Here is an 18,422-nt window from a genome sequence, read left to right on the forward strand (position 1 = left end):
AAGAGCACTAGAAGGGTTCTTTGTGCATACAGATTTGGGCACGTAATATACAAGTGTTACCTTTCATAAGCGATTTAATGAGTATGGGATGATTGGTCATTTAGTGGAAAAGATTGTTCCTATGACTATGCCTTTATCGCATCGTTTCAAGCTAAATAAAAAAAGAAGAAGTGTATCGAAACCGTTACTTTAACTTTAAAGGCAAAATTTGCACTATTTCAATACATTGAGAGTTAGTACAATCACAAACGAATCCACGGAACGATCAACTATTTAACTCCAGATGAAATTTGAAGGATTAAATCGAGAAACAGTTTAACTTAACTTTTTTAATGTGAGAAAAATGAAATCAAAAGAACTGAAAAACCCTATCTACTATATAGACAAAGAACTCAATTCTTCTGACAAAAGCATCATGATAATCCGCCTCTATGATTCAAAGTATTTTCAAAATGAATTTAACCAAAACTACCATTGTGATTTATTTTCGTTCGTAAACTTATCGATAATAGGAGAAAGACACACAATATGAAATAGAATCATTAAAAAAACAGAAATACTAAGTAGTACATACGACAATCCTATACGCTCAGCTAAATTCCATGGAAAATATACTGCTGGAAGTACAAAATAAAATGAATTCGAAGTTGAAGTTGAGCTTACTTTTCCCGTTTTTATATACACTTGTTTAGCACATTCGGGACAATTAAATTTATAAGGATCAAAAGACTTTTTAATAACAAATTTACGATTATAGCGACAATTGCAATGAGGACATTTTGCATAATTTTTTGCTTTTTCATGCCACAGTAAAAGACTACAAAGAAATGTCGTTTGTGAAATAACAATGACCACTTTAATCACTTCATACGATGTCTCATAGGTTACAAATAACAGTACGTTCCCCAATATTATCGTACTAATAGCCCAGCTCATTAGTTGGAATAATAAAAAGGTACGTTTACGCTTTTCCTTACGAATTTGCATAGCAGCTTTTCGATTAATATAAAGTGTATAAGACGTGACGATTACCGTTGCAAATATAAAAATGAATACATGTGCTATGATTCCTCCGATGAACTTGAAGTTACTTACTACAATTATCGGTGACACCATCCATATAATAATAGTTAACAGTGATAAGACAACTGCCACAATATGAAACATTTTATAATGTACATGTGTCTTGATGAAAGTTCGTAATATTTGTACTTTCTCATTACTATCCCAACGCTTTGTTTTCATAATAGCAAGTGCACTAAATAGAAGTGTTAAGCTTTGGAAAATAATCATCATTATCAAACAAATTAGCAGCTGCAATGAATCTACTTCAATCTTCTCACCTTTATTCATAACAGCTCCTGGTGAAATATTACCTTGTGGTATTCCTCCTTGAATATTCATCATTAGGAACAATAAAGATAACGCAATAAATGATGTAAGGACCACTGGGTAACCCCAATTTCTTTTCGACTTTTGTACTTTACGAGGTGCATTCTTTATTTCCCTTAAAATTTCTAGCTTTCGATTTGAACTTAGCTTAACTTCGCGATTTAATTCCCTTTGCCATTCCTCTTTAAATTGATTCATGTGACAACACCTCCCAATCATATGCCGTTAATTGCTTTTGCAATTCCTTACGAGCCCTTTGTAGCCTAGACTTAATGGTGGAATGTGAGATTTCTAGCAGCTGGGCTATATCAGATGTCGTATAATCCTCGTAATAATAAAGTAAAATAACCTCCCGATATATTACTGGCAGTTTTAATACTACATTCGTTAACTCCATTCGTTCTTGCTTTTCTATGTATATCTTCTCAACTGTATGCGATTTACCTATTAGTTGCACTTTTTCAAGAAGAATGAAGCGCTTATTTTTCCAGCTGCGTAAGTAATCATGACAACGATTAATCGTCATCTTCACTAAATATGTTTTTAATGAAGCATCTTCTCTATATTGGTGCTGCGTTTGGTAAAATTTCAAGAAAACATCTTGGATTATTTCTTCTGCAAGCTGCTCGTCTTTCACATAAACGTATGAAACGCGAAGTAAGTAATCGCTGTATGTATGTATAATGTGTTCAATCTCATGCTGCACGCGACTGACCTCCTTTTTCTTTTCAAACTATAGACGTAAAAAAATGGATGTTGGACGCAAAATTATGAAGATATTTCTTATTTCATTTGAAGTGCCATTAAAATTGTTAATTTTTCTGCTAAAATACGTATAATCCCGTTTTTATTTCAAAACGGGGTTAAAATGGATTTACTTAAATTTAGGCTCTGTTATAAAGAACTATATGTATCTCTTTTATTTCATGAAATATAAAAACACCTCCAAAAAAGTAACATGATTACTTTAGAGGTGTAACACAGTAATTCACAAGTAGAATCACATCTATTATTCAAGAATTTCAGCAATAAAATCACAGTATAATTAACATAAGATGAATTGTATAGATTTTCTCTGTTTAATAAAAATTAAAATTTTTAAAACAAATCCAACTAACAGGTAAATAACACCATTTATGACGTTGATTAATCTCATATATGCGGTGGAATGCTCCTTCTACTCCAGTATCTCCTTGACTATGATTATACTTCACAAATATTGCTTCAAATATGGCAAGAATAGGACCGGGGATGCCAATAATTGTCTTGATCATATAAGATGTAGCTAATTAATTACAGTAAACCTATTCCCTATTTTCAGTACCTTTGTTTCTATACAAATTGAAATTCACTGAAAAACTTCTTTTTAGTATCCAACCATTCATCTGTAATAATACTAAAATAAACATCATCTCTTTTATTTCCAAATTGATCTATATAATTGCTTCGAAAAATCCCTTCTTGTTTTGCACCCAACTTTAAAATAGCTTTCTGAGATCTATAATTATCAATATCTGCACTAAATTGAACTCGATTAAATTGCATTTGTTCGAATACATAATTTAACAATTCATATTTACAAGCTTTGTTGAGTCCTGTTCCTTGAAACTTTGTACCATACCAAGTCCAGCCAATTTCCAAACGCTTATTATGAAAATTTATATTTCCAAATCTTGTACTGCCTATAACACTTTCGCTTTCTTTATCGATCATAATAAATGGATATGCCTTTCCTTCTATCTTTTCTTGTAAAGTTGAGTTTATATATTCATCTAATTCATCTTCTGTTCGGATAGATAAACCCATATATCTCCATATAGCCTCATCAAAAACAATTTTCTTTAGAGATTCTTTATATTCTAAAGAAAAAGGAACAAGTAGCACTCTCTCATTTTCTAACTTAATATCATTTTGAAAAAAATGATTCATCATTTTAACACATCCTATTAGTTATTTAATAGCTTAGTATCTCTTCTTTGATAATGAACTATTTCGCAGTTTTTCTAGTATATAATTTACATTATATACTAATATATGATTTTTCAATAATAAATGCCTATTCATATAAACGACCTGCTCTATGCCTACATTTAGAATATAAAAATTATTTTTCGTTCTAAATGAACCTTTTCACTCGCTCATTTGTATAGTTAGTAAAGAACAAAGATGGAGGTTATTTGAAATGGGTGTTGGATGGATTGTTTCACTAATTGTTGCAGGTATATTACTCGTGCTGATTTTAGCGCTTGTTATTCCAATGGACCGTAAATACGTGGTGCGGGAAAATAGGAAAATTAATTATAAGAAATCAAAAATATTTTTAAAATGGAATGTCTTTGATACAGTAACGCTCAGCCTTGCAATCTATACGATTATTTGTGTACAAACACTTAATATTTTAATCTCTAGCGGTCAAACAGTTGAGAATGTTTATGTGCAGTTTTTCACAAACCAAGCACAAGTATGGACAACTGTATCGATTATTTACTTAGTATCTCGGGTGTCTATAACATTAAAAGCGATTAAGGAGCGGTGGGGAGATGAACTTGATTGAACAAATAGATGAGTATATGATTGCTTATCAAAATGGCAACGACGAAGCTTTAGAAACAATCTACTCGCTTTTAAGGCAACCCTTGTATTCATTCATCTTTCGCTATACGCGCGATGAGCAGCTAAGTATTGACATCGTTCAAGATACATTTGTCAAACTACAACGTTACAGGCATCATTACGATCCAAAGAAAGGTAAATTAAAAGCTTATCTGTTTCAAATTGCATACAGAATTATGATAGTAAAATTAAATAGGCGTAAAAAATTACAATCCTTTTTGCCCTTCCTAACCCCTATCACAAAAGAAGAATTCCATCACGCAGATCGTATGACGATTCAGCATGCGATTGTTAAGCTCCCGGAAAAACAACGTGGCGTTATTTTGCTTTTTTACTATCATGACATGTCGCACGAAGATATTGCTGAAATTCTTGAAATACCTAAAGGAACCGTTAAATCGCGACTGCATAACGCGATCCAAAATTTAAAACTAGAATTGGAGGACGACTTTCATGAAGCCCAATCCTTTGAAAGAGGAACATCATCTCCGTACGAAATTAGATGAATACGAAGTAGATGTTCCGAATTTTCCCAAGAAATTAAAATACAGTAAATGGGAACGACTGATCCACGTGCTCGCCTCCCCTACAAAAGACCCTTTTGAACCGCTATTATCAGCGACTAATGGATTCATGTTTATGAAAATTGCACCTATAGCTGGGACTGTTGTGCTAACACTACTACAAATTTTCCTGCTCACATAGGCATTTTCAATAAAAACATTTATGAGTTTCCACCGAAAGATGATTACACTATTGAGATTATGGAGGGTGATTTTTATGCAACTAGAATTAAAGAATGTTAAAAAGCAGTATCATGGAAATGAAATATTGAAAGGAATTACAGTAAGCTTTAATTCAGGTAAATGCTATTTGCTACTTGGGAAAAATGGAGTTGGTAAATCCACACTAGCTAAATGTATTGCTGGTGATGAATACATTGATGCAGGAGAAATGAAAGTAGATACAGATGTACAAAATATGCATACGCTTGTATCTATACAATACCAGTATTTTGAAAGTTATAAATATCTAAAAATTCGTGAAATTATTGCGCTATTTCAGAAAATAACGCAACAAGCACAATTTTCTAAAGAGCTCTTTGAGTTGTTAGGTCTCAATGAATGCGGACACATTTTATTAAAAAATGCTTCTGGAGGACAAAAAAAATCTCTAGCGTTATTTTTGGCTGTTCTATTAAATCGGCCAATTTTAGTATTAGATGAGCCATTTGCTGATTTAGATTTGTTAAAAAAACAACGATTAATGCACTTTCTAGAGACATACACTCGTGAAAATGAAAAAATCTTAATTATTATCAGTCACGAAGTAGCAGAATTCCAACGATTATTCGACTATACATTGATATTGCATGAGGGGAAAATCGCTGAGATTGGTAGTACCATTGCTTTGCAAGAAAAATATAATCACGCAGCCTTACCTGGAATCGAAGGTGTTTACTATGCAGTAACTGGACAAATATTAGGAGGTAAAATTTCATGATTATGCAAATTTCACGTTTTTATATGCTTGAAAATGTGCGGAATATGGGTGTGTTCTTTGGTAATATCATAACCCCTTTCATTTTTGTTGCTTTTTCTTTCTTTATTAACAACGCACTTGCTGATAATGGAGATGTTGCAACTTTAATTATTAAAGGTCAGTTTATACCTCTTTCCATCTTATTACTTATCTTTTCATTCGCGTTCTCTAGCGCTACGATTTATTTAGCTGATTTAAAAGCAGATCGCACATTTTATTGGATTAAAAGAACGGGTATTACTTATCCAAAATATTATCTAGGTATCGCGCTCGGTGTATTTTCTATGATGAATATCATCTTGTTTTTTGTACTATTGGCTTATAAAACAATCGTCACTATGTCTTTTGAGGATATCTTTTTCATTATGATCATTAGTAATTTTGTTTTAATTGGCCTGTATCCACTGAGTTTTATACTAGCAGGGCTTTTAAAGAATGGAAAAGTAGCGAATAGCATGCTTGTTCCCCTGATGTTAGTACTTATGTTTTCTGTGACAATGACGAATTTATTTGTCTCAGTATCAGGGAAGAATCCGCAAGATTATTACCTGTATTTAATTTGGAATCCCATGCTTTATTTGAATGATATTATACAGTACCAAATGGGTTTAACAATTGGGACTTGGCTTCCACAGTATCAATATTTAATCCTTCTCAGCATTTTTAGTGTTATTTTATTATTAATAGCAAGAAGGTTCTTCAAAATAAATGAAGGTTGAACACTTAGCTATATTCAAAAAAAGCTTAGTCTACTAATGCTTTGAAACGACATGAATCACACTATTTAAATATGGTACAGTCGCCACCTCATCCATGGGGCAATGATGAAATTCTCCCAAATTAGCCCCATCTTTTTGTTTTCGTCAAATCAACTTCATTCCAAAGTAAATCCGAAAAGGAGATGTTTGTTTTGAAGAATACCAAATTACCGGGATAGCTTTACTCTTAAATGCAAGGGGAAAAGATACCCGAGAAGTTTCAAAAATAGGTACCCTAATACATAATAAATTTAAAGGAAAACGAAGATGGTACACTTGCTATTAATGTTGAAGAAACTATAGGCACTTTGGAACTAGACGAGAAAGGTCGGCTTTACATCCTGAAATTGAAAATGTCCAATTAACTACGACCTTCTTCTATCAAGTAAATTCACCTAAAATTAGATACTCGAAAACAATAACATTGTATATTGTTAAATTTGGAGAATATCTTATATAGTCGAAGATGAGATTGTTAATGATGACTTGAAAGAATGGTTTACTAATGAATTGAACCATCTTTTAATAGAAGACCTACAGAAACTACGTGGTCTTTGGGAACTAATGAAAAAGTAGACACATTAAAAAAGCACAAAATTCGTGGTCCCCCTGAAAAATTATTATATTCTTTATATTGGGAGGCTGCAGTAATTCCAAGTATATACACATAACCAGAACGAGCTGGATATTCTTTTGTGCCATTTGCATTATAACAAGTTATATCTTGGTTATTATGTGTAGCAGCACTAGTTTTTGTAGGTAAGTTGGTAAAAGTAGCAATTACTAATACTGTTATAAAAGCAAATTTCGTAATAAATTTAATCATCTAATTCCTCCCTTAAAGTCCAATTAAATGTTGGAACAATCGAAATGAAAATATCATTTTTGCTTGCGAAAACATCTGACACTATAAATTTAGATGGCATATCTATCTTTTTAAACCTATACTTATCACCTTTTAAATCAAAGTTAAAATTAATTAAAGTGCCTTCACTCATTATGAATGTGTTATGTGGTTTATTAGCATTAACAAAAATTGTTTCTATTGGAATATTTAAATCGAATCGATGCCATTTTTGAACTTTATCTAAATACCAAACAGAATTTTGAGTATAAACAACAAGGATATTATCTGCGCATTCAAATCCAATTATGTTTTCTATCTCCTGGGGCAAATTAATAAGTGCAAGGTGATTCAAGTCTTTTTTGTATATTTGTCCGTTGAGTAATGCAAATATATCTCCATTTTGATTCACTTTTATTTGGTTAATTCCTTCTTTGCCCTTAAATTCTTCCCACGATAACCCATTGTTTTCTGAATAATATATATCACCTTTATCAGTTAATACTGCCATTACTTTTTTTGAGTAAACAAATTTTATTAAATTTTCACCTTTAAATATTATTTTTCTTACATTTTTTGTTATATCAAAACTTTTTATAGCAGTGTCTGTTGAGTAATATATTTTATTGTCTTTCGAAAAATTATTAGATAACCAAACATTCGATATAAACTTCTCCTTGATACTCAAAGCTTCCCATTTCTTAGATTGTTCTTTATATACTTTAATGTAAGCTGTAGAAAATTTGGAACCAGGATTTTGATAACCCCATATTAGGGTGGTTTGTCCTGCTGATTTAGATCCAATTACTGCATTATTTTCATCAGTTATTAAAGAAATGTTTGTTTTATTTATTCGATAAAAACCACCTCCATTAGGTACTTTTTTTTCAACTGCCAGAAGATTACCATCTATTGCGTTAAAATGCACTTTACTTATATATCCATCTTGTTTGTCGGTTCCAAAAACAGATAAAACAGGTTTGTTCTTTTCATTTTTTGAAACAACAAAATGATATCCTATTGCAAAACCTTCTCCAGGTAATAAACCTAATTTTTCTTTTGCAACTTCAACGGCGTCAAAACTATCAAAATTTAAATTTTCAATATCTATAAGTAAGTCTTTTGGAAGTTTTATTGCTTCATCAAAGTCCGATTTTTTAACTTTTCCATTTTCTATAGTAATGTAATATGCATGACCGTTTTTCGAATTAACCAAAGTAATATTCCACTTGTGCCTTTTACCATCTTTACCTTCTTCTCTTCTTGAATTTTGATCATCCACACTAGTAGCGTCAAATAAATTAAAAACTGAGTTTTTCATCTCTTTTTTTTTAACATGACTTAATCCAATTGATATTGCTTCATTTAATGTCAATTCATAATTAATTTCTAGTGAATCATTTACTTTTTTTGAGGAAAATACTTTATCGTATAATGGTTCTTTATATAAAAAGACAACTACTATAATTAGTAGAAAAACTAATAAAAATAATATTTTTTTCAATTTATCATCCCTTTTAAATCAATATAGTTTTATATAATTATAAAGATTCTACATATTTTACAAAATTCCTCTTTTTAATATGATTTTCCCTTTTTTATTTATAAACAGGGAAAGCATATGAGAAATTGAAACCAATACTTTTAATCGCAGTAACGGAAATTCCAATAGGAGAAGATTGGTTATATGAATGCAAATATGATGGTTTTCGCGGCGAACAAATTAGTTGAGAATAATAAAACAGTTAAGCAACCAAGTCTTAACTTTTCTACATCTGACATATTCGATAAATCACGTGATTCTGCACCATCACATAAGGAAAGCCCAATCGACCTGTTCTATAAAGTAATAAAAAGCTATGACCTATCAAAACCTAATTTGAAGGTAATACATAAAGATAAAGTAGAAAAATAATAACAGTACAAAATACACGAATTTTAAAGGATGATAAATAAAATGCCAACCTACGCAGAAATAGAAGAACATCGAAAAGCTGATTATACAAATGAAGACTTTATATTTGGTAGCGAATTTTTCTTATTGTTTGCTTCTTTCTGTTGTTTTGGAATAAGGATTGAATAAAACACAGCTACAAATGCTTATTCTAGTAGAAAATTATAGCCTCTATTTTGAACAAAGATTGTTCAAAATGGGGCTATTTTCAAACCTGTATAGGGCTTTTTGTAATAAAGATTGATTATTTCGGAAATCAAATATTTAACTAAAGCGCACCGTTAGTTCAACAACTTTTTCAAATCAATTCTTGGATTGTTGCTATTGCTTAATTTTATCTAATATGTAAAAACAGCCACCTCCGGATAGGAAGTAGCTGTACTTTTTATTGAACTAACGACCCGTTTGTTTAAGTGTATTTATTAACAAGCTTTATCTGATTTAGTTAAAAAACAAGCCTTAGAGAATTTAATCAATCTTTTTTATAAACAACTTTATTTCAAACCGACAACTGGTTAAATGTTTGGATAAAAGAAGATTATGCGCCAAGTGACTAACAGAGGATGGTTTACAGCGTTGTTTCTTTTTAAGGGTATGTTTTAAATATACCTATGCGTATTTGATAGCAAGTTTCCACACTTTATCTTTTAATAGGGTATCCCCTTTTATTGGGCAAATATAATTAAACAATTTTCTGAATTATAGTTAATAGTACGAATATTAAGCATTTTAAGCACTTATGGAATTTTTCTTATGAGTGCTTAAGCTACCTGCAGATTAGACAATTTAGTTGTTTTATGGACTCATGGAGACGTGTGAAGATATGGCGTTTTATTTTATCCACGAGGACTTTTCTCACGCCGCATCCCCTTACTTTGAAAACTTCGGTATACTACTCTAAACTCTCTTAATTTATAAATAAATACCTCAAATACTAAAAATCAAAAAAAGTGAGAATATATATCCATCCTAAACGATGTATTAAATGTAAGGGCCTTTACAATCTAGAAGGAGCGTACATATGAAAATTACGAGTAAGAATTTTATTAACCGTTTTAAAAAAGGAAAAGAAGATGCTTTTGAATATGTAATTGATGAATATATCGGAATTGTAAAAGCTGTTATATACAATTCACTTAAATCTTATAATGACCCCCAGCTTGTAGAGGAATGTATCAATGATGCTTTTTTAGGAGCCTGGGAAAATGCTATACAATTTAAAGGTGATTCGGAAGATTTCCGAAAATGGATCTGTACAATTGCTAAATTTAAAGCTGTAGATAAGCAAAGAAAGCTATCAAAATCACAGATTGTTACAGATATCGAGGATACACAGATGCAAACAGTGCAATCTGCAGAAGACGGGATTATTAAAAGAGAATCGACACAAGAGTTATTACAAATATTGAGCCAGTTAGAAGAAATAGACCGGGATATTTTCACGATGAAATACTTTTTGGATATGAAGAATGAGGATATAGCCAATCACCTTGGTTTGTCAAAAGCCGCAATCGATAACCGGCTGTATCGTGGTAAGAAAAAATTGCGACAACTTCAACTGAAAGGAAGTCTTTTATGAAAAAATTATATAAACAATTCAATGATTTGAAGATTGATGAAGATATTCAAGCAATGCCGGTGAGTGAATTAGAAAAGGCACGCGTCAAAAAAAACGTGATGAAACGCAAAAACAAAAAACATCTTTCAAGAAATATAGCAGTTGCAGCTGTTATTTTCGCTGCATCAACAATCTCACTTAGTGCAGCATATCCTTCATTTGCTTTTCAATTACCTTTAATAGGAAATGTTTTTTCGTACTTTACTGAGCAGAACAAAGCGTTTGAAAAATATAATGCTTACTCAACTGATATCGGTAAAACAAAAGAAAGTAATGGCATTAGCGTAACTATAACAAAGGCTGTATATGATAGAGAAAGCATCGCAATTGCTTATTTGATAGAAAGTGAGAAAAATTTAGGAGGATTTCCCACATTTTCTGGGCAGCCTACTGTAGCAGAATACAAAAATCTTCATCACTCCTCCTCGGTTGGGGTTAAAAAAATAAGCAAAAATCAATATGCAGGCTTATACGTTATCAATCTAAAGGATAGTATGCCTATTGATAAAATTAATGTTAATTGGGATGTAGATGCCATTCAAAACTTGCATAATAACGAAATTTCAACTTTAGGAATACCAAATCTTAAAGTTCCGGGAGATTGGTCATTTGACTTCTCATTACATGCACTTGAAACAGATTCAATTCTATTTTCTGATATAAGCACTCAAAAAAAAGGGGTTGAAGTTAAATTAAACAAGATCACTACAACACCCATTTCTAGCGTTCTCTATTTATCACATTATGCAGATCAAGCAATCAGAAAGAATTCGGAGCATGTGGGTCTAACCTACTTAATAACTGATAACTTAGGTAATAAATACAAAGAAATACCCGCTGGAATTACCGATTTTGACGCGTATTCAAGGGATTCGCGTATAGCAACTGAAGCTTTTGATAAAGAAGCAACATCCATTACAATTACTCCAGAAGTAAGGTTAAGTATTTCACCTGATAAAATAAAAACTTTTAAAATGAAACCGATTAAAGTTCAATTGCCTTAATTGAAAAAAGCTCCTTGCTACGACACAATACTTTACCTCAGCTGAATACTTTCTTAGCTTAGCTGCAACTTTTTCAATTGGTTTGAACTTAAACTTTAAAACGGCTTCTATCAACAATAATAGAAGCCGTTTGCTATATCACGAATCTTTTTGGATATTTATAAATTATATAAAGTCTGTGAACATAGTGAAAATGAAACTCTTTTGAATAAAATTTATCATACTAGTTCATGAAACTCGTGTTTTTTATGAATATGCTTAACAGTGTATATAAAAAATTCAATTCATTAGAATGTTCTTCGAAAGGACATAAAAAAACTTAAGTTTGTTTGGATTCTCTTTTTGGGAGATTTAGCTTTTCATAGAGTTTCTTTTTTAATTGATACTAAATTTAACACCAGTTGTACAGCCATAGCATCGTCTAAATAACCAATCGGAAATGTGTAATCCGGAATAACATCTACTGGCAATATGAAATATATGAGTGCACTTCCAATTAAGGTAAGTTCAGCTGGAGTACCCTTCTTTAGAAGGAATTTCTCATACATTTCCTTCAAATTATTAATAAATGGACCTATACTACCTACTTTCTGAACCTTCTCCACAAAGCTATTAAGTATCGTCTCTTTTCCAGCCTCTGTTTGTGTAAATTGTTCATAATTAGCTAATTGCTTTTCAACACTTGTGATAGAAAAATTTTTATCATATAAATTAGCAGATTCGAGGAAGGTTTGAATGCTGTCAACTGAAGTATGAATATCTGAATCTAGCTTATCCTGCTTCTGTTCAATATCATAGCCAGCCGCAGCAAATAACTCTGAAAAAGGAACTCCAAGGTGCTTAGAAAATTTTTTTATATGATCAAGCTTTGCTTTCCGTTTACCGTTGATAATCCGTGAGATTGTAGCTGTATCAATATCAGTGAGCTCACTAAGTTTGCGCATTGATAATGACCGTTCCTTTAATAAGTCTTTTAACACCAAACCAAAATTACTATTTTTTCTTCCTTCAGACATATTCTATTTTCCTTTCTATATAATTCATGTTCAAAAAGAAGCATAAAAAAAGTCGTGAAGACGAGGTTTTCGAATGCAGAAGCAATTTTTAACAGACTTTTTGAATATTCTCAATAAGTAATCAATGCGATTTGTTACAATTGTATCATATAAAAATGAACCAACTACATCGCAAAGTTTCTCAAGATAACGGGATGATCGAACCTGAATTTATTTTATAACTACTTTGACCGTGCTCGTACTAAAAGTTTCAAAGTGTAGCAGGATTGTTTAATTCAACATTATGAAAAAATGATACAGCACCTACTTCGTATGGTAAAAACATTTCCATTGACATTATGACAAAATATGAAATGTTGACGAAATCCCCTCATCCATCTTCAAGTTTGGATTTTGGCGTTGACCATTCTTTCACTTGATTTTTATTAAACAACCGAGAAAAAACTCTTCTCATTTCCTCTAATCATACTGCACTTCTATTTCTCCTTCAATATAGAAACTTAATTCATGTAAAAGAGCGTATGTGAGTTTGTTTATCACTATGTAGTTCTGTCACCAAGACAAAGTTTTTTGAAACTTCACATCCCTCTTTGACCCCCTTTTTAATCACACTCTCACCCTAAAAAAGCTGTAATAATGCTCTCTAAAATAATTACTCCACTAAACCGTTAATATGGCTTTTTTATGTTCAATACTAACGTATGTTATTACATTTTTTATTGATTCTAGCGGAGGGTGCTCGACTTCTGTGGGAAATACAAGCGAACCGAGACCCTGCACAGAGCGTAGCTAAGGAAGCGGCTCGGTGCTTGCCCGCGGAAAGCGAGCACCCCGTAGAGGAAACCAACCTACCACTTTAATTATAATGGTTTAAATTGGTTAATCAACACGCCTGCTCTACTTAATATCTTTTCAAAGTGGCCTAAAGTAAACGAACAAATCCAAACATCCGTTTCGTTCAATATATCAAATTTGACGAAATGTCAAAACAATAACCAGACTGATTCCTTCCCCATTAACAATACGCGATGGGAACAGTGAATAACCTTCACCTTTCGAACAAACCTAAACATCCGCTTCATTCAATATATGTCGATTTTGACGAAATGTCAACATAATAACCAGACTGGTTCCTCCCCCATTAACAATACGCGATAGGAATAGTGAATAACCTTCATCTTGCACATAACACCCTGCGCTCAAGTCGGTCTCTTTTTCTTTTTTACAAATATAGGACATTTCATTTCCAATCAAAGTTGGTGATGTGTAGCCGATGTCTTTCCAAAGATATATCTCACAAAACTTCACTTTTAAACATATATTTTTTTGTACGTAAATTTACACTGAATACTAATCCAAGGGCAATCATATTGGTTATAAGCGCACTTCCCCCATAACTTAACAGCGGCAAGGCAATTCCAGTAACCGGCATTAACCCGATTGTCATAGAAATATTTTGAAAAACTTGGAATGCTATTAACCCAATCACCCCAGCACAAATATAGTAGCCTAACCTATTATTAGCACTTAATCCAATGATCGTTATTCGATAAAGCAAGATAAAATACAAGGTTATTAATATAGATGCACCTATAAAACCAAATTCTTCACCAATGACTGAAAAGATAAAATCAGTGTGTGCTTCGGGAATATTTCCACTTTGCACTTGCCTTCCCTGATTGAATCCACTCCCATACATTTGACCTGATCCAATCCCCAGAACGGCTTGTTTTAGTTGATAACCATAGCTTAAGGCATACTCATCAGGGCTAAGCCAACCATATATTCTCTCCAATTGATGAGGTTTAATGATTTTAATAAAAATGTCATAAAAATTATTGTGTAAATAGACAAGAAAGCCGATTAATGCTATAAAACTGGAAACTAGGATTCCAACTACTTTGAAAGCTATTCCAGAAACAAGTATTAAACTAAGTGCTATTGCTGCAATGACAAGTGCGGAACCTAAATCAGGCTGTACCAAAATTAAATAGAAAGGAACGATTGTTATCAAAAGTACCTTTATGGTAATTGAAATACTATATTTAAATGAAAGCGCTTGATTTGCAAAACGTTTTAATACAACTGATAAATATATTATTAGAAATACTTTCATAAACTCAGATGGCTGCAAATCAAAAAAACCTAAATTTATCCATCTTGTAGCTCCGTTTTTAAACGTTCCGAAAAAGTGTACAAGTATTAACAACCCAATTCCTATAGAATAAAGAGGCAGTGTCCATCTTTCAAGCAACTCAAAATCAAATAATGCCACTCCCACCAAAACAGCTGTGCCAATGATGTACCAAATTACTTGTCTTTTCACAAAATAATAAGGGTCATGCGTCTCATATTGCCCTGATCCACTGTAAACAGCAATCAAGCTGAATATGAATAAACAGAATAAAGTAATCAACAATACATAATCCACCTGAATTTCACTTCTCTTCAACTAATACCTACCTCCCCCGTCTCTATCTTCTATTAAATTCAGCGTACTCAGTTCATTAACTTTTCTCCATTTCTCTAATCTTATGAGATTTTACTTTTTTAATAGAAACATAGGTTGAACCGCATGTTTAAGTGAACGATGATCCCAGATTGTAAGGAACTGAAACGTAAAAAACTCCTTATTTAAGAAACGTCTCTGGACATTTTTGAGCAGTAACGTATTTCCATCATAGAAGCCTCACCTAACAAGAATCATATTCAATAACCTCCACATCATATATATTTGAGTATAGTGGTGTCAATGTGAATTACTGTAAATACTCAATTGCATGCCTACAGAATACTGGTATGTTAACATTCCACTGGACAACTTTTATGAGGACAGCTACTTAAATTCAACTGGCGTTAAATAGACCAGTCTTCCATGAATTCAAATGTTGTTAGACCAATGAACGTAATAATTAAAATTGACTACATGTATACAATTGTATACATGGGAAGGGGATTTATAATGAGAGATGAAAAATTCAAGGATTTTAAGAAAGAGGGACATCATCGTGGTGAGCGCTACTACAGAGGAAAAGAAGGTTCACACCAACGTGGACCAAAAACCTTTCGCCGAGGTAGAGCAATTGCTTTTTTAGAGAGGATGAATCTTAAGCGTTCAACTATTAAGCAACAGTTAGATAAGCCAGAGTTTCAATCTATTCATCCAATTTTAGTCGGTGAATTAAAAGCTATTGATATGGTAATCAACGAATTTATTCAATTATTTGAAATACAAGAGAATGAGGCAATGGATGTACCCAACGATAATGGAGAAACAGAAAATTTAGTTTTGGAAAGTAATACGCCTTTAGATAATAGTGAGGAAGGAATTGAATCTAATGAAGCAAATTAACAATTATATCGATTCAGTGTTTCAAAATAAAAATGAGCTTTTGGAGGAAGTCAATTCGTCTATTGAAGAAAATGGAATGCCCTCTATATCGGTATCTCCTTCCTCTGGAAAACTTCTAACCATGCTTATATCAATTTCAGAGGCTAAAAATGTTCTTGAAATAGGTGCACTTGGAGGCTATAGCGGAATTTGCCTTGCTAGTGGATTCGGTAGAGAAGGAAAATTAACTTCCCTTGAATTAGAAGAGAGATACGCAAAGTTAGCATACCGAAATCTATCTAAAGCCGGCTTTGGCGATCAAGTATCCTATATTACCGGGGCAGCTTTACAAAACCTTGAAAAACTAGTTGAGGATAATAAGCGATTTGATTTTTTCTTTATTGATGCTGATAAAGAAAATTATGAAAATTACCTGGAATATTGCATTAGACTTGCGGATCCGGGTGCTTTAATAGTTACTGATAATGTCCTTGCTGGGGGTAGTGTAGCAGACCAGGAAGCTAAACCTAAACGTTATACTGAAATAATGAAAAAATTCAATGAAACTGTGGCCAATCATCCTCAGTTAGAATCACTTATTATTCCAATCGGTGATGGGATGACTATTTCAAAAGTAAAGAAATAAGAGTTCATCGAGTGACATTAATCCTGAATAGGCCTTTCTACTTATTATAGAGACACATAAACAATAGAAATCCAGCTGGTAATTTTGACATTTCGCAAATAAGATTGTGAATTATGTACTTAAAGTAGCAGTGTTTCTTCTTTAAAATAACTCATATGAAATGATCGGATTTTTTCATAAAAATCTTATAGTAAAGCAAATCATAAAATAGTAATTTAATAATAAACCGTTGATAGCCTAAAGGCTTTCAACGGTTTTATTGTAATTAATTATTTGATCAAACCAAAATTAATTTCCCTACCTTTTCTAATAAACTTAGAATTCCAAATAGAATAAGGGTATTAATTGCGAATGTGGATAAAGTGAAAAATAAGTTGTTAATTCCATAATTGAAAATTTTAAAAACACTTATACCTGTCTCACCCTTGTAAATGATCTATTTAAAAGGAACCCCTAGTATTAAGGCTATCCCGAAACTAAGCCAAATTCCCCTTTTCCGTCCCATGTAGATGGTCCTCTCCTTTGTTGAACAGTCTTTTCCACTAATATACGTAACGATTATCTTAACAGTTCAAAATCCTGTGTTTTCACAAATTGAGTAACAAACTAAAATCAAACTAATCTACTATCCTTCCATTCTGTGTGTTCAATATTAAGTAGCTAGCAGATTCACCATGAGCCCCAAGAGACTTCCTGTAATTAATACTTTAATTGAGCATGCGGTGAAAATCATAAGACCCTGAAACAATAGTCCAATAATACTTATAACTAAACCAGCAATAGCAATCCATGAAGACTTACCTTTATCAGCAGCATTTTCTTTTTTTACTTTTCTATATGAGACAATTCCAAAGATCGCTAGTATAAACCCAAAATAAGGTATTATTATTGAAACAATTCCGTACAGCAAGTGCTTTAAAGAATAGATTAAATGTTTAAATCCCTAAATTTTCAACAAAACCAAAAGTGTGGTTGAAGTATAGAAAACCGCTGTGAACAAGTAAATGATTTCCACAATACGTAAATTATTCAGATTATATTCCTATTGCATCTCAATATTTTTTTTATTGCTTCTAAAAACTTTTTGAAAAGATATGTATAAAAAACAACCTAAAAAATAACTAATATTGTAAAGTAGAATGTCAGAAACATCGAAGATACCAACTTTTAGTACATATTGTAATACTTCCATAAGGATTGCAAATGCTTCAAAAAATAGAAACTTATCTAAAAAGCCTTTGATAATATTAGCGTGCGTTAATAGGAAGTACATAGGTAAGAATATACATATATTAGCAACAAGCACTTGTATGGACATTGAATTAACAGCAATGTCAGATATAAATCCGAATGGGTTCAGCTCAATTGTACTGTTAACATGAAATTCTAAGTCGATACGAACAAGCCCTACAAAAAGAACAAACAAATACATACCAAGTATTAAATAGCGATCAAATTTCACATCAATCCTAAAGGCAATTTTGATTAATACGTGAAAAGTGAAAATAACAATAAGTAATGCTAAAGCATTCTTTTGCATACCATCTAAATTCGAGAAAAATCTAGGGAGTTTGTAATATAAAAAGTTTATATAAAGTAATGTACCAACTATTAAACTAAACAAAAATATTATCACATTATAAAGTTTCATCTCTTTCGACAAATTATTCATAGTTTTTATTCACACCCCCTCGTCTAAAAACA

The 18,422-nt window shown here is 32.0% G+C and carries 17 protein-coding genes; 9 read left to right on the top strand and 8 right to left on the bottom strand.

Going from position 1 to position 18,422, the window contains the following annotated elements:
- Nucleotides 1-468: 468 nt before the first annotated feature.
- The 3 genes from JFL43_RS03340 to JFL43_RS03350 all read right to left on the bottom strand — a co-directional run bounded on the left by JFL43_RS03340 (nucleotide 469) and on the right by JFL43_RS03350 (nucleotide 3,324).
- Entirely contained in the window at nucleotides 469-1,590 is a 1,122-nt protein-coding gene (locus tag JFL43_RS03340) for a hypothetical protein (protein WP_200747914.1), read from the bottom strand.
- Complete coding sequence (locus JFL43_RS03345; RefSeq protein ID WP_200747915.1) at nucleotides 1,577-2,098, bottom strand: sigma-70 family RNA polymerase sigma factor; 522 nt, start codon at nucleotides 2,096-2,098, stop codon at nucleotides 1,577-1,579. Before JFL43_RS03345 ends, JFL43_RS03340 begins: the two co-directional genes overlap by 14 nt.
- Nucleotides 2,099-2,724: 626 nt before the next feature.
- Nucleotides 2,725-3,324, bottom strand: coding sequence for a GNAT family N-acetyltransferase (locus JFL43_RS03350; RefSeq protein ID WP_234447571.1), 600 nt, complete (start codon nucleotides 3,322-3,324; stop codon nucleotides 2,725-2,727).
- Between the two features lie 250 nt (nucleotides 3,325-3,574).
- Between JFL43_RS03350 and JFL43_RS03355 the strand changes: the two genes are divergently transcribed.
- The 4 genes from JFL43_RS03355 (at nucleotide 3,575) to JFL43_RS03370 (ending at nucleotide 6,266) form a co-directional block, all read left to right on the top strand.
- Nucleotides 3,575-3,946, top strand: a complete 372-nt coding sequence (locus JFL43_RS03355) for a group-specific protein (protein WP_200747916.1) — start codon at nucleotides 3,575-3,577, stop codon at nucleotides 3,944-3,946.
- Nucleotides 3,947-3,962: 16 nt separating this feature from the next.
- Complete coding sequence (locus JFL43_RS03360; protein ID WP_200747999.1) at nucleotides 3,963-4,511, top strand: RNA polymerase sigma factor; 549 nt, start codon at nucleotides 3,963-3,965, stop codon at nucleotides 4,509-4,511.
- Between the two features lie 274 nt (nucleotides 4,512-4,785).
- Nucleotides 4,786-5,508: an ATP-binding cassette domain-containing protein gene (locus tag JFL43_RS03365; RefSeq protein WP_200747917.1), complete on the top strand. Its 723-nt coding sequence runs from the start codon at nucleotides 4,786-4,788 to the stop codon at nucleotides 5,506-5,508.
- On the top strand, nucleotides 5,505-6,266 hold the full coding sequence (locus JFL43_RS03370; protein WP_200747918.1) for an ABC transporter permease: 762 nt from the start codon (nucleotides 5,505-5,507) through the stop codon (nucleotides 6,264-6,266). Before JFL43_RS03365 ends, JFL43_RS03370 begins: the two co-directional genes overlap by 4 nt.
- A 541-nt stretch (nucleotides 6,267-6,807) precedes the next feature.
- Here the strand turns inward: JFL43_RS03370 and JFL43_RS03375 are convergent.
- Together JFL43_RS03375 and JFL43_RS03380 are read right to left on the bottom strand one after the other, a co-directional pair.
- On the bottom strand, nucleotides 6,808-7,131 hold the full coding sequence (locus tag JFL43_RS03375) for a hypothetical protein (protein ID WP_200747919.1): 324 nt from the start codon (nucleotides 7,129-7,131) through the stop codon (nucleotides 6,808-6,810).
- The gene (locus JFL43_RS03380) at nucleotides 7,124-8,653 is read right to left on the bottom strand and encodes a beta propeller repeat protein (RefSeq protein ID WP_200747920.1); all 1,530 of its coding nucleotides are present in this window, start codon (nucleotides 8,651-8,653) and stop codon (nucleotides 7,124-7,126) included. Before JFL43_RS03380 ends, JFL43_RS03375 begins: the two co-directional genes overlap by 8 nt.
- A gap of 183 nt (nucleotides 8,654-8,836) precedes the next feature.
- Between JFL43_RS03380 and JFL43_RS03385 the strand changes: the two genes are divergently transcribed.
- The 3 genes from JFL43_RS03385 (at nucleotide 8,837) to JFL43_RS03395 (ending at nucleotide 11,725) form a co-directional block, all read left to right on the top strand.
- Nucleotides 8,837-9,064, top strand: coding sequence for a hypothetical protein (locus JFL43_RS03385; RefSeq protein ID WP_200747921.1), 228 nt, complete (start codon nucleotides 8,837-8,839; stop codon nucleotides 9,062-9,064).
- A gap of 1,060 nt (nucleotides 9,065-10,124) precedes the next feature.
- Entirely contained in the window at nucleotides 10,125-10,682 is a 558-nt protein-coding gene (locus tag JFL43_RS03390) for a sigma-70 family RNA polymerase sigma factor (protein ID WP_200747922.1), read from the top strand.
- The gene (locus JFL43_RS03395; RefSeq protein WP_200747923.1) at nucleotides 10,679-11,725 is read left to right on the top strand and encodes a DUF4179 domain-containing protein; all 1,047 of its coding nucleotides are present in this window, start codon (nucleotides 10,679-10,681) and stop codon (nucleotides 11,723-11,725) included. The genes JFL43_RS03390 and JFL43_RS03395 overlap by 4 nt, the downstream gene beginning before the upstream one ends.
- 359 nt (nucleotides 11,726-12,084) lie before the next feature.
- On the opposite strand, the gene JFL43_RS03400 is transcribed toward JFL43_RS03395, so the two are convergent.
- Both JFL43_RS03400 and rodA read right to left on the bottom strand, forming a co-directional pair.
- Nucleotides 12,085-12,741, bottom strand: a complete 657-nt coding sequence (locus tag JFL43_RS03400; protein WP_100797498.1) for a helix-turn-helix domain-containing protein — start codon at nucleotides 12,739-12,741, stop codon at nucleotides 12,085-12,087.
- Nucleotides 12,742-14,035: 1,294 nt separating this feature from the next.
- Nucleotides 14,036-15,193 (bottom strand): rod shape-determining protein RodA, encoded by a 1,158-nt coding sequence (gene rodA, locus JFL43_RS03405; protein WP_200747924.1) that lies wholly within the window; start codon nucleotides 15,191-15,193, stop codon nucleotides 14,036-14,038.
- Nucleotides 15,194-15,703: 510 nt separating this feature from the next.
- Between rodA and JFL43_RS03410 the strand changes: the two genes are divergently transcribed.
- Nucleotides 15,704-16,093 carry a hypothetical protein gene (locus JFL43_RS03410; RefSeq protein ID WP_200747925.1) on the top strand — a complete coding sequence of 130 codons (390 nt, stop codon included), beginning with the start codon at nucleotides 15,704-15,706 and terminating at the stop codon, nucleotides 16,091-16,093.
- Entirely contained in the window at nucleotides 16,080-16,718 is a 639-nt protein-coding gene (locus tag JFL43_RS03415) for an O-methyltransferase (RefSeq protein ID WP_200747926.1), read from the top strand. The genes JFL43_RS03410 and JFL43_RS03415 overlap by 14 nt, the downstream gene beginning before the upstream one ends.
- Nucleotides 16,719-17,760: 1,042 nt before the next feature.
- On the opposite strand, the gene JFL43_RS03420 is transcribed toward JFL43_RS03415, so the two are convergent.
- Complete coding sequence (locus JFL43_RS03420; protein WP_200747927.1) at nucleotides 17,761-18,390, bottom strand: VanZ family protein; 630 nt, start codon at nucleotides 18,388-18,390, stop codon at nucleotides 17,761-17,763.
- Nucleotides 18,391-18,422 lie beyond the last annotated feature (32 nt).

The sequence above is a fragment of the Viridibacillus soli genome (assembly GCF_016612995.1).
Lineage (GTDB): Bacteria > Bacillota > Bacilli > Bacillales_A > Planococcaceae > Viridibacillus > Viridibacillus soli.

What these genes read in the sequence shown, in the direction of transcription:
- JFL43_RS03340 (WP_200747914.1), bottom strand. Translation starts at nt 1,590, where the DNA reads ATGAATCAATTTAAAGAGGAATGGCAAAGGGAATTAAATCGCGAAGTT.
- JFL43_RS03350 (WP_234447571.1), bottom strand. Translation starts at nt 3,324, where the DNA reads ATGATGAATCATTTTTTTCAAAATGATATTAAGTTAGAAAATGAGAGA.
- JFL43_RS03355 (WP_200747916.1), top strand. Translation starts at nt 3,575, where the DNA reads ATGGGTGTTGGATGGATTGTTTCACTAATTGTTGCAGGTATATTACTC.
- JFL43_RS03360 (WP_200747999.1), top strand. Translation starts at nt 3,963, where the DNA reads ATGATTGCTTATCAAAATGGCAACGACGAAGCTTTAGAAACAATCTAC.
- JFL43_RS03365 (WP_200747917.1), top strand. Translation starts at nt 4,786, where the DNA reads ATGCAACTAGAATTAAAGAATGTTAAAAAGCAGTATCATGGAAATGAA.
- JFL43_RS03370 (WP_200747918.1), top strand. Translation starts at nt 5,505, where the DNA reads ATGATTATGCAAATTTCACGTTTTTATATGCTTGAAAATGTGCGGAAT.
- JFL43_RS03375 (WP_200747919.1), bottom strand. Translation starts at nt 7,131, where the DNA reads ATGATTAAATTTATTACGAAATTTGCTTTTATAACAGTATTAGTAATT.
- JFL43_RS03385 (WP_200747921.1), top strand. Translation starts at nt 8,837, where the DNA reads ATGAATGCAAATATGATGGTTTTCGCGGCGAACAAATTAGTTGAGAAT.
- JFL43_RS03390 (WP_200747922.1), top strand. Translation starts at nt 10,125, where the DNA reads ATGAAAATTACGAGTAAGAATTTTATTAACCGTTTTAAAAAAGGAAAA.
- JFL43_RS03395 (WP_200747923.1), top strand. Translation starts at nt 10,679, where the DNA reads ATGAAAAAATTATATAAACAATTCAATGATTTGAAGATTGATGAAGAT.
- JFL43_RS03400 (WP_100797498.1), bottom strand. Translation starts at nt 12,741, where the DNA reads ATGTCTGAAGGAAGAAAAAATAGTAATTTTGGTTTGGTGTTAAAAGAC.
- JFL43_RS03410 (WP_200747925.1), top strand. Translation starts at nt 15,704, where the DNA reads ATGAGAGATGAAAAATTCAAGGATTTTAAGAAAGAGGGACATCATCGT.
- JFL43_RS03415 (WP_200747926.1), top strand. Translation starts at nt 16,080, where the DNA reads ATGAAGCAAATTAACAATTATATCGATTCAGTGTTTCAAAATAAAAAT.
- JFL43_RS03420 (WP_200747927.1), bottom strand. Translation starts at nt 18,390, where the DNA reads ATGAATAATTTGTCGAAAGAGATGAAACTTTATAATGTGATAATATTT.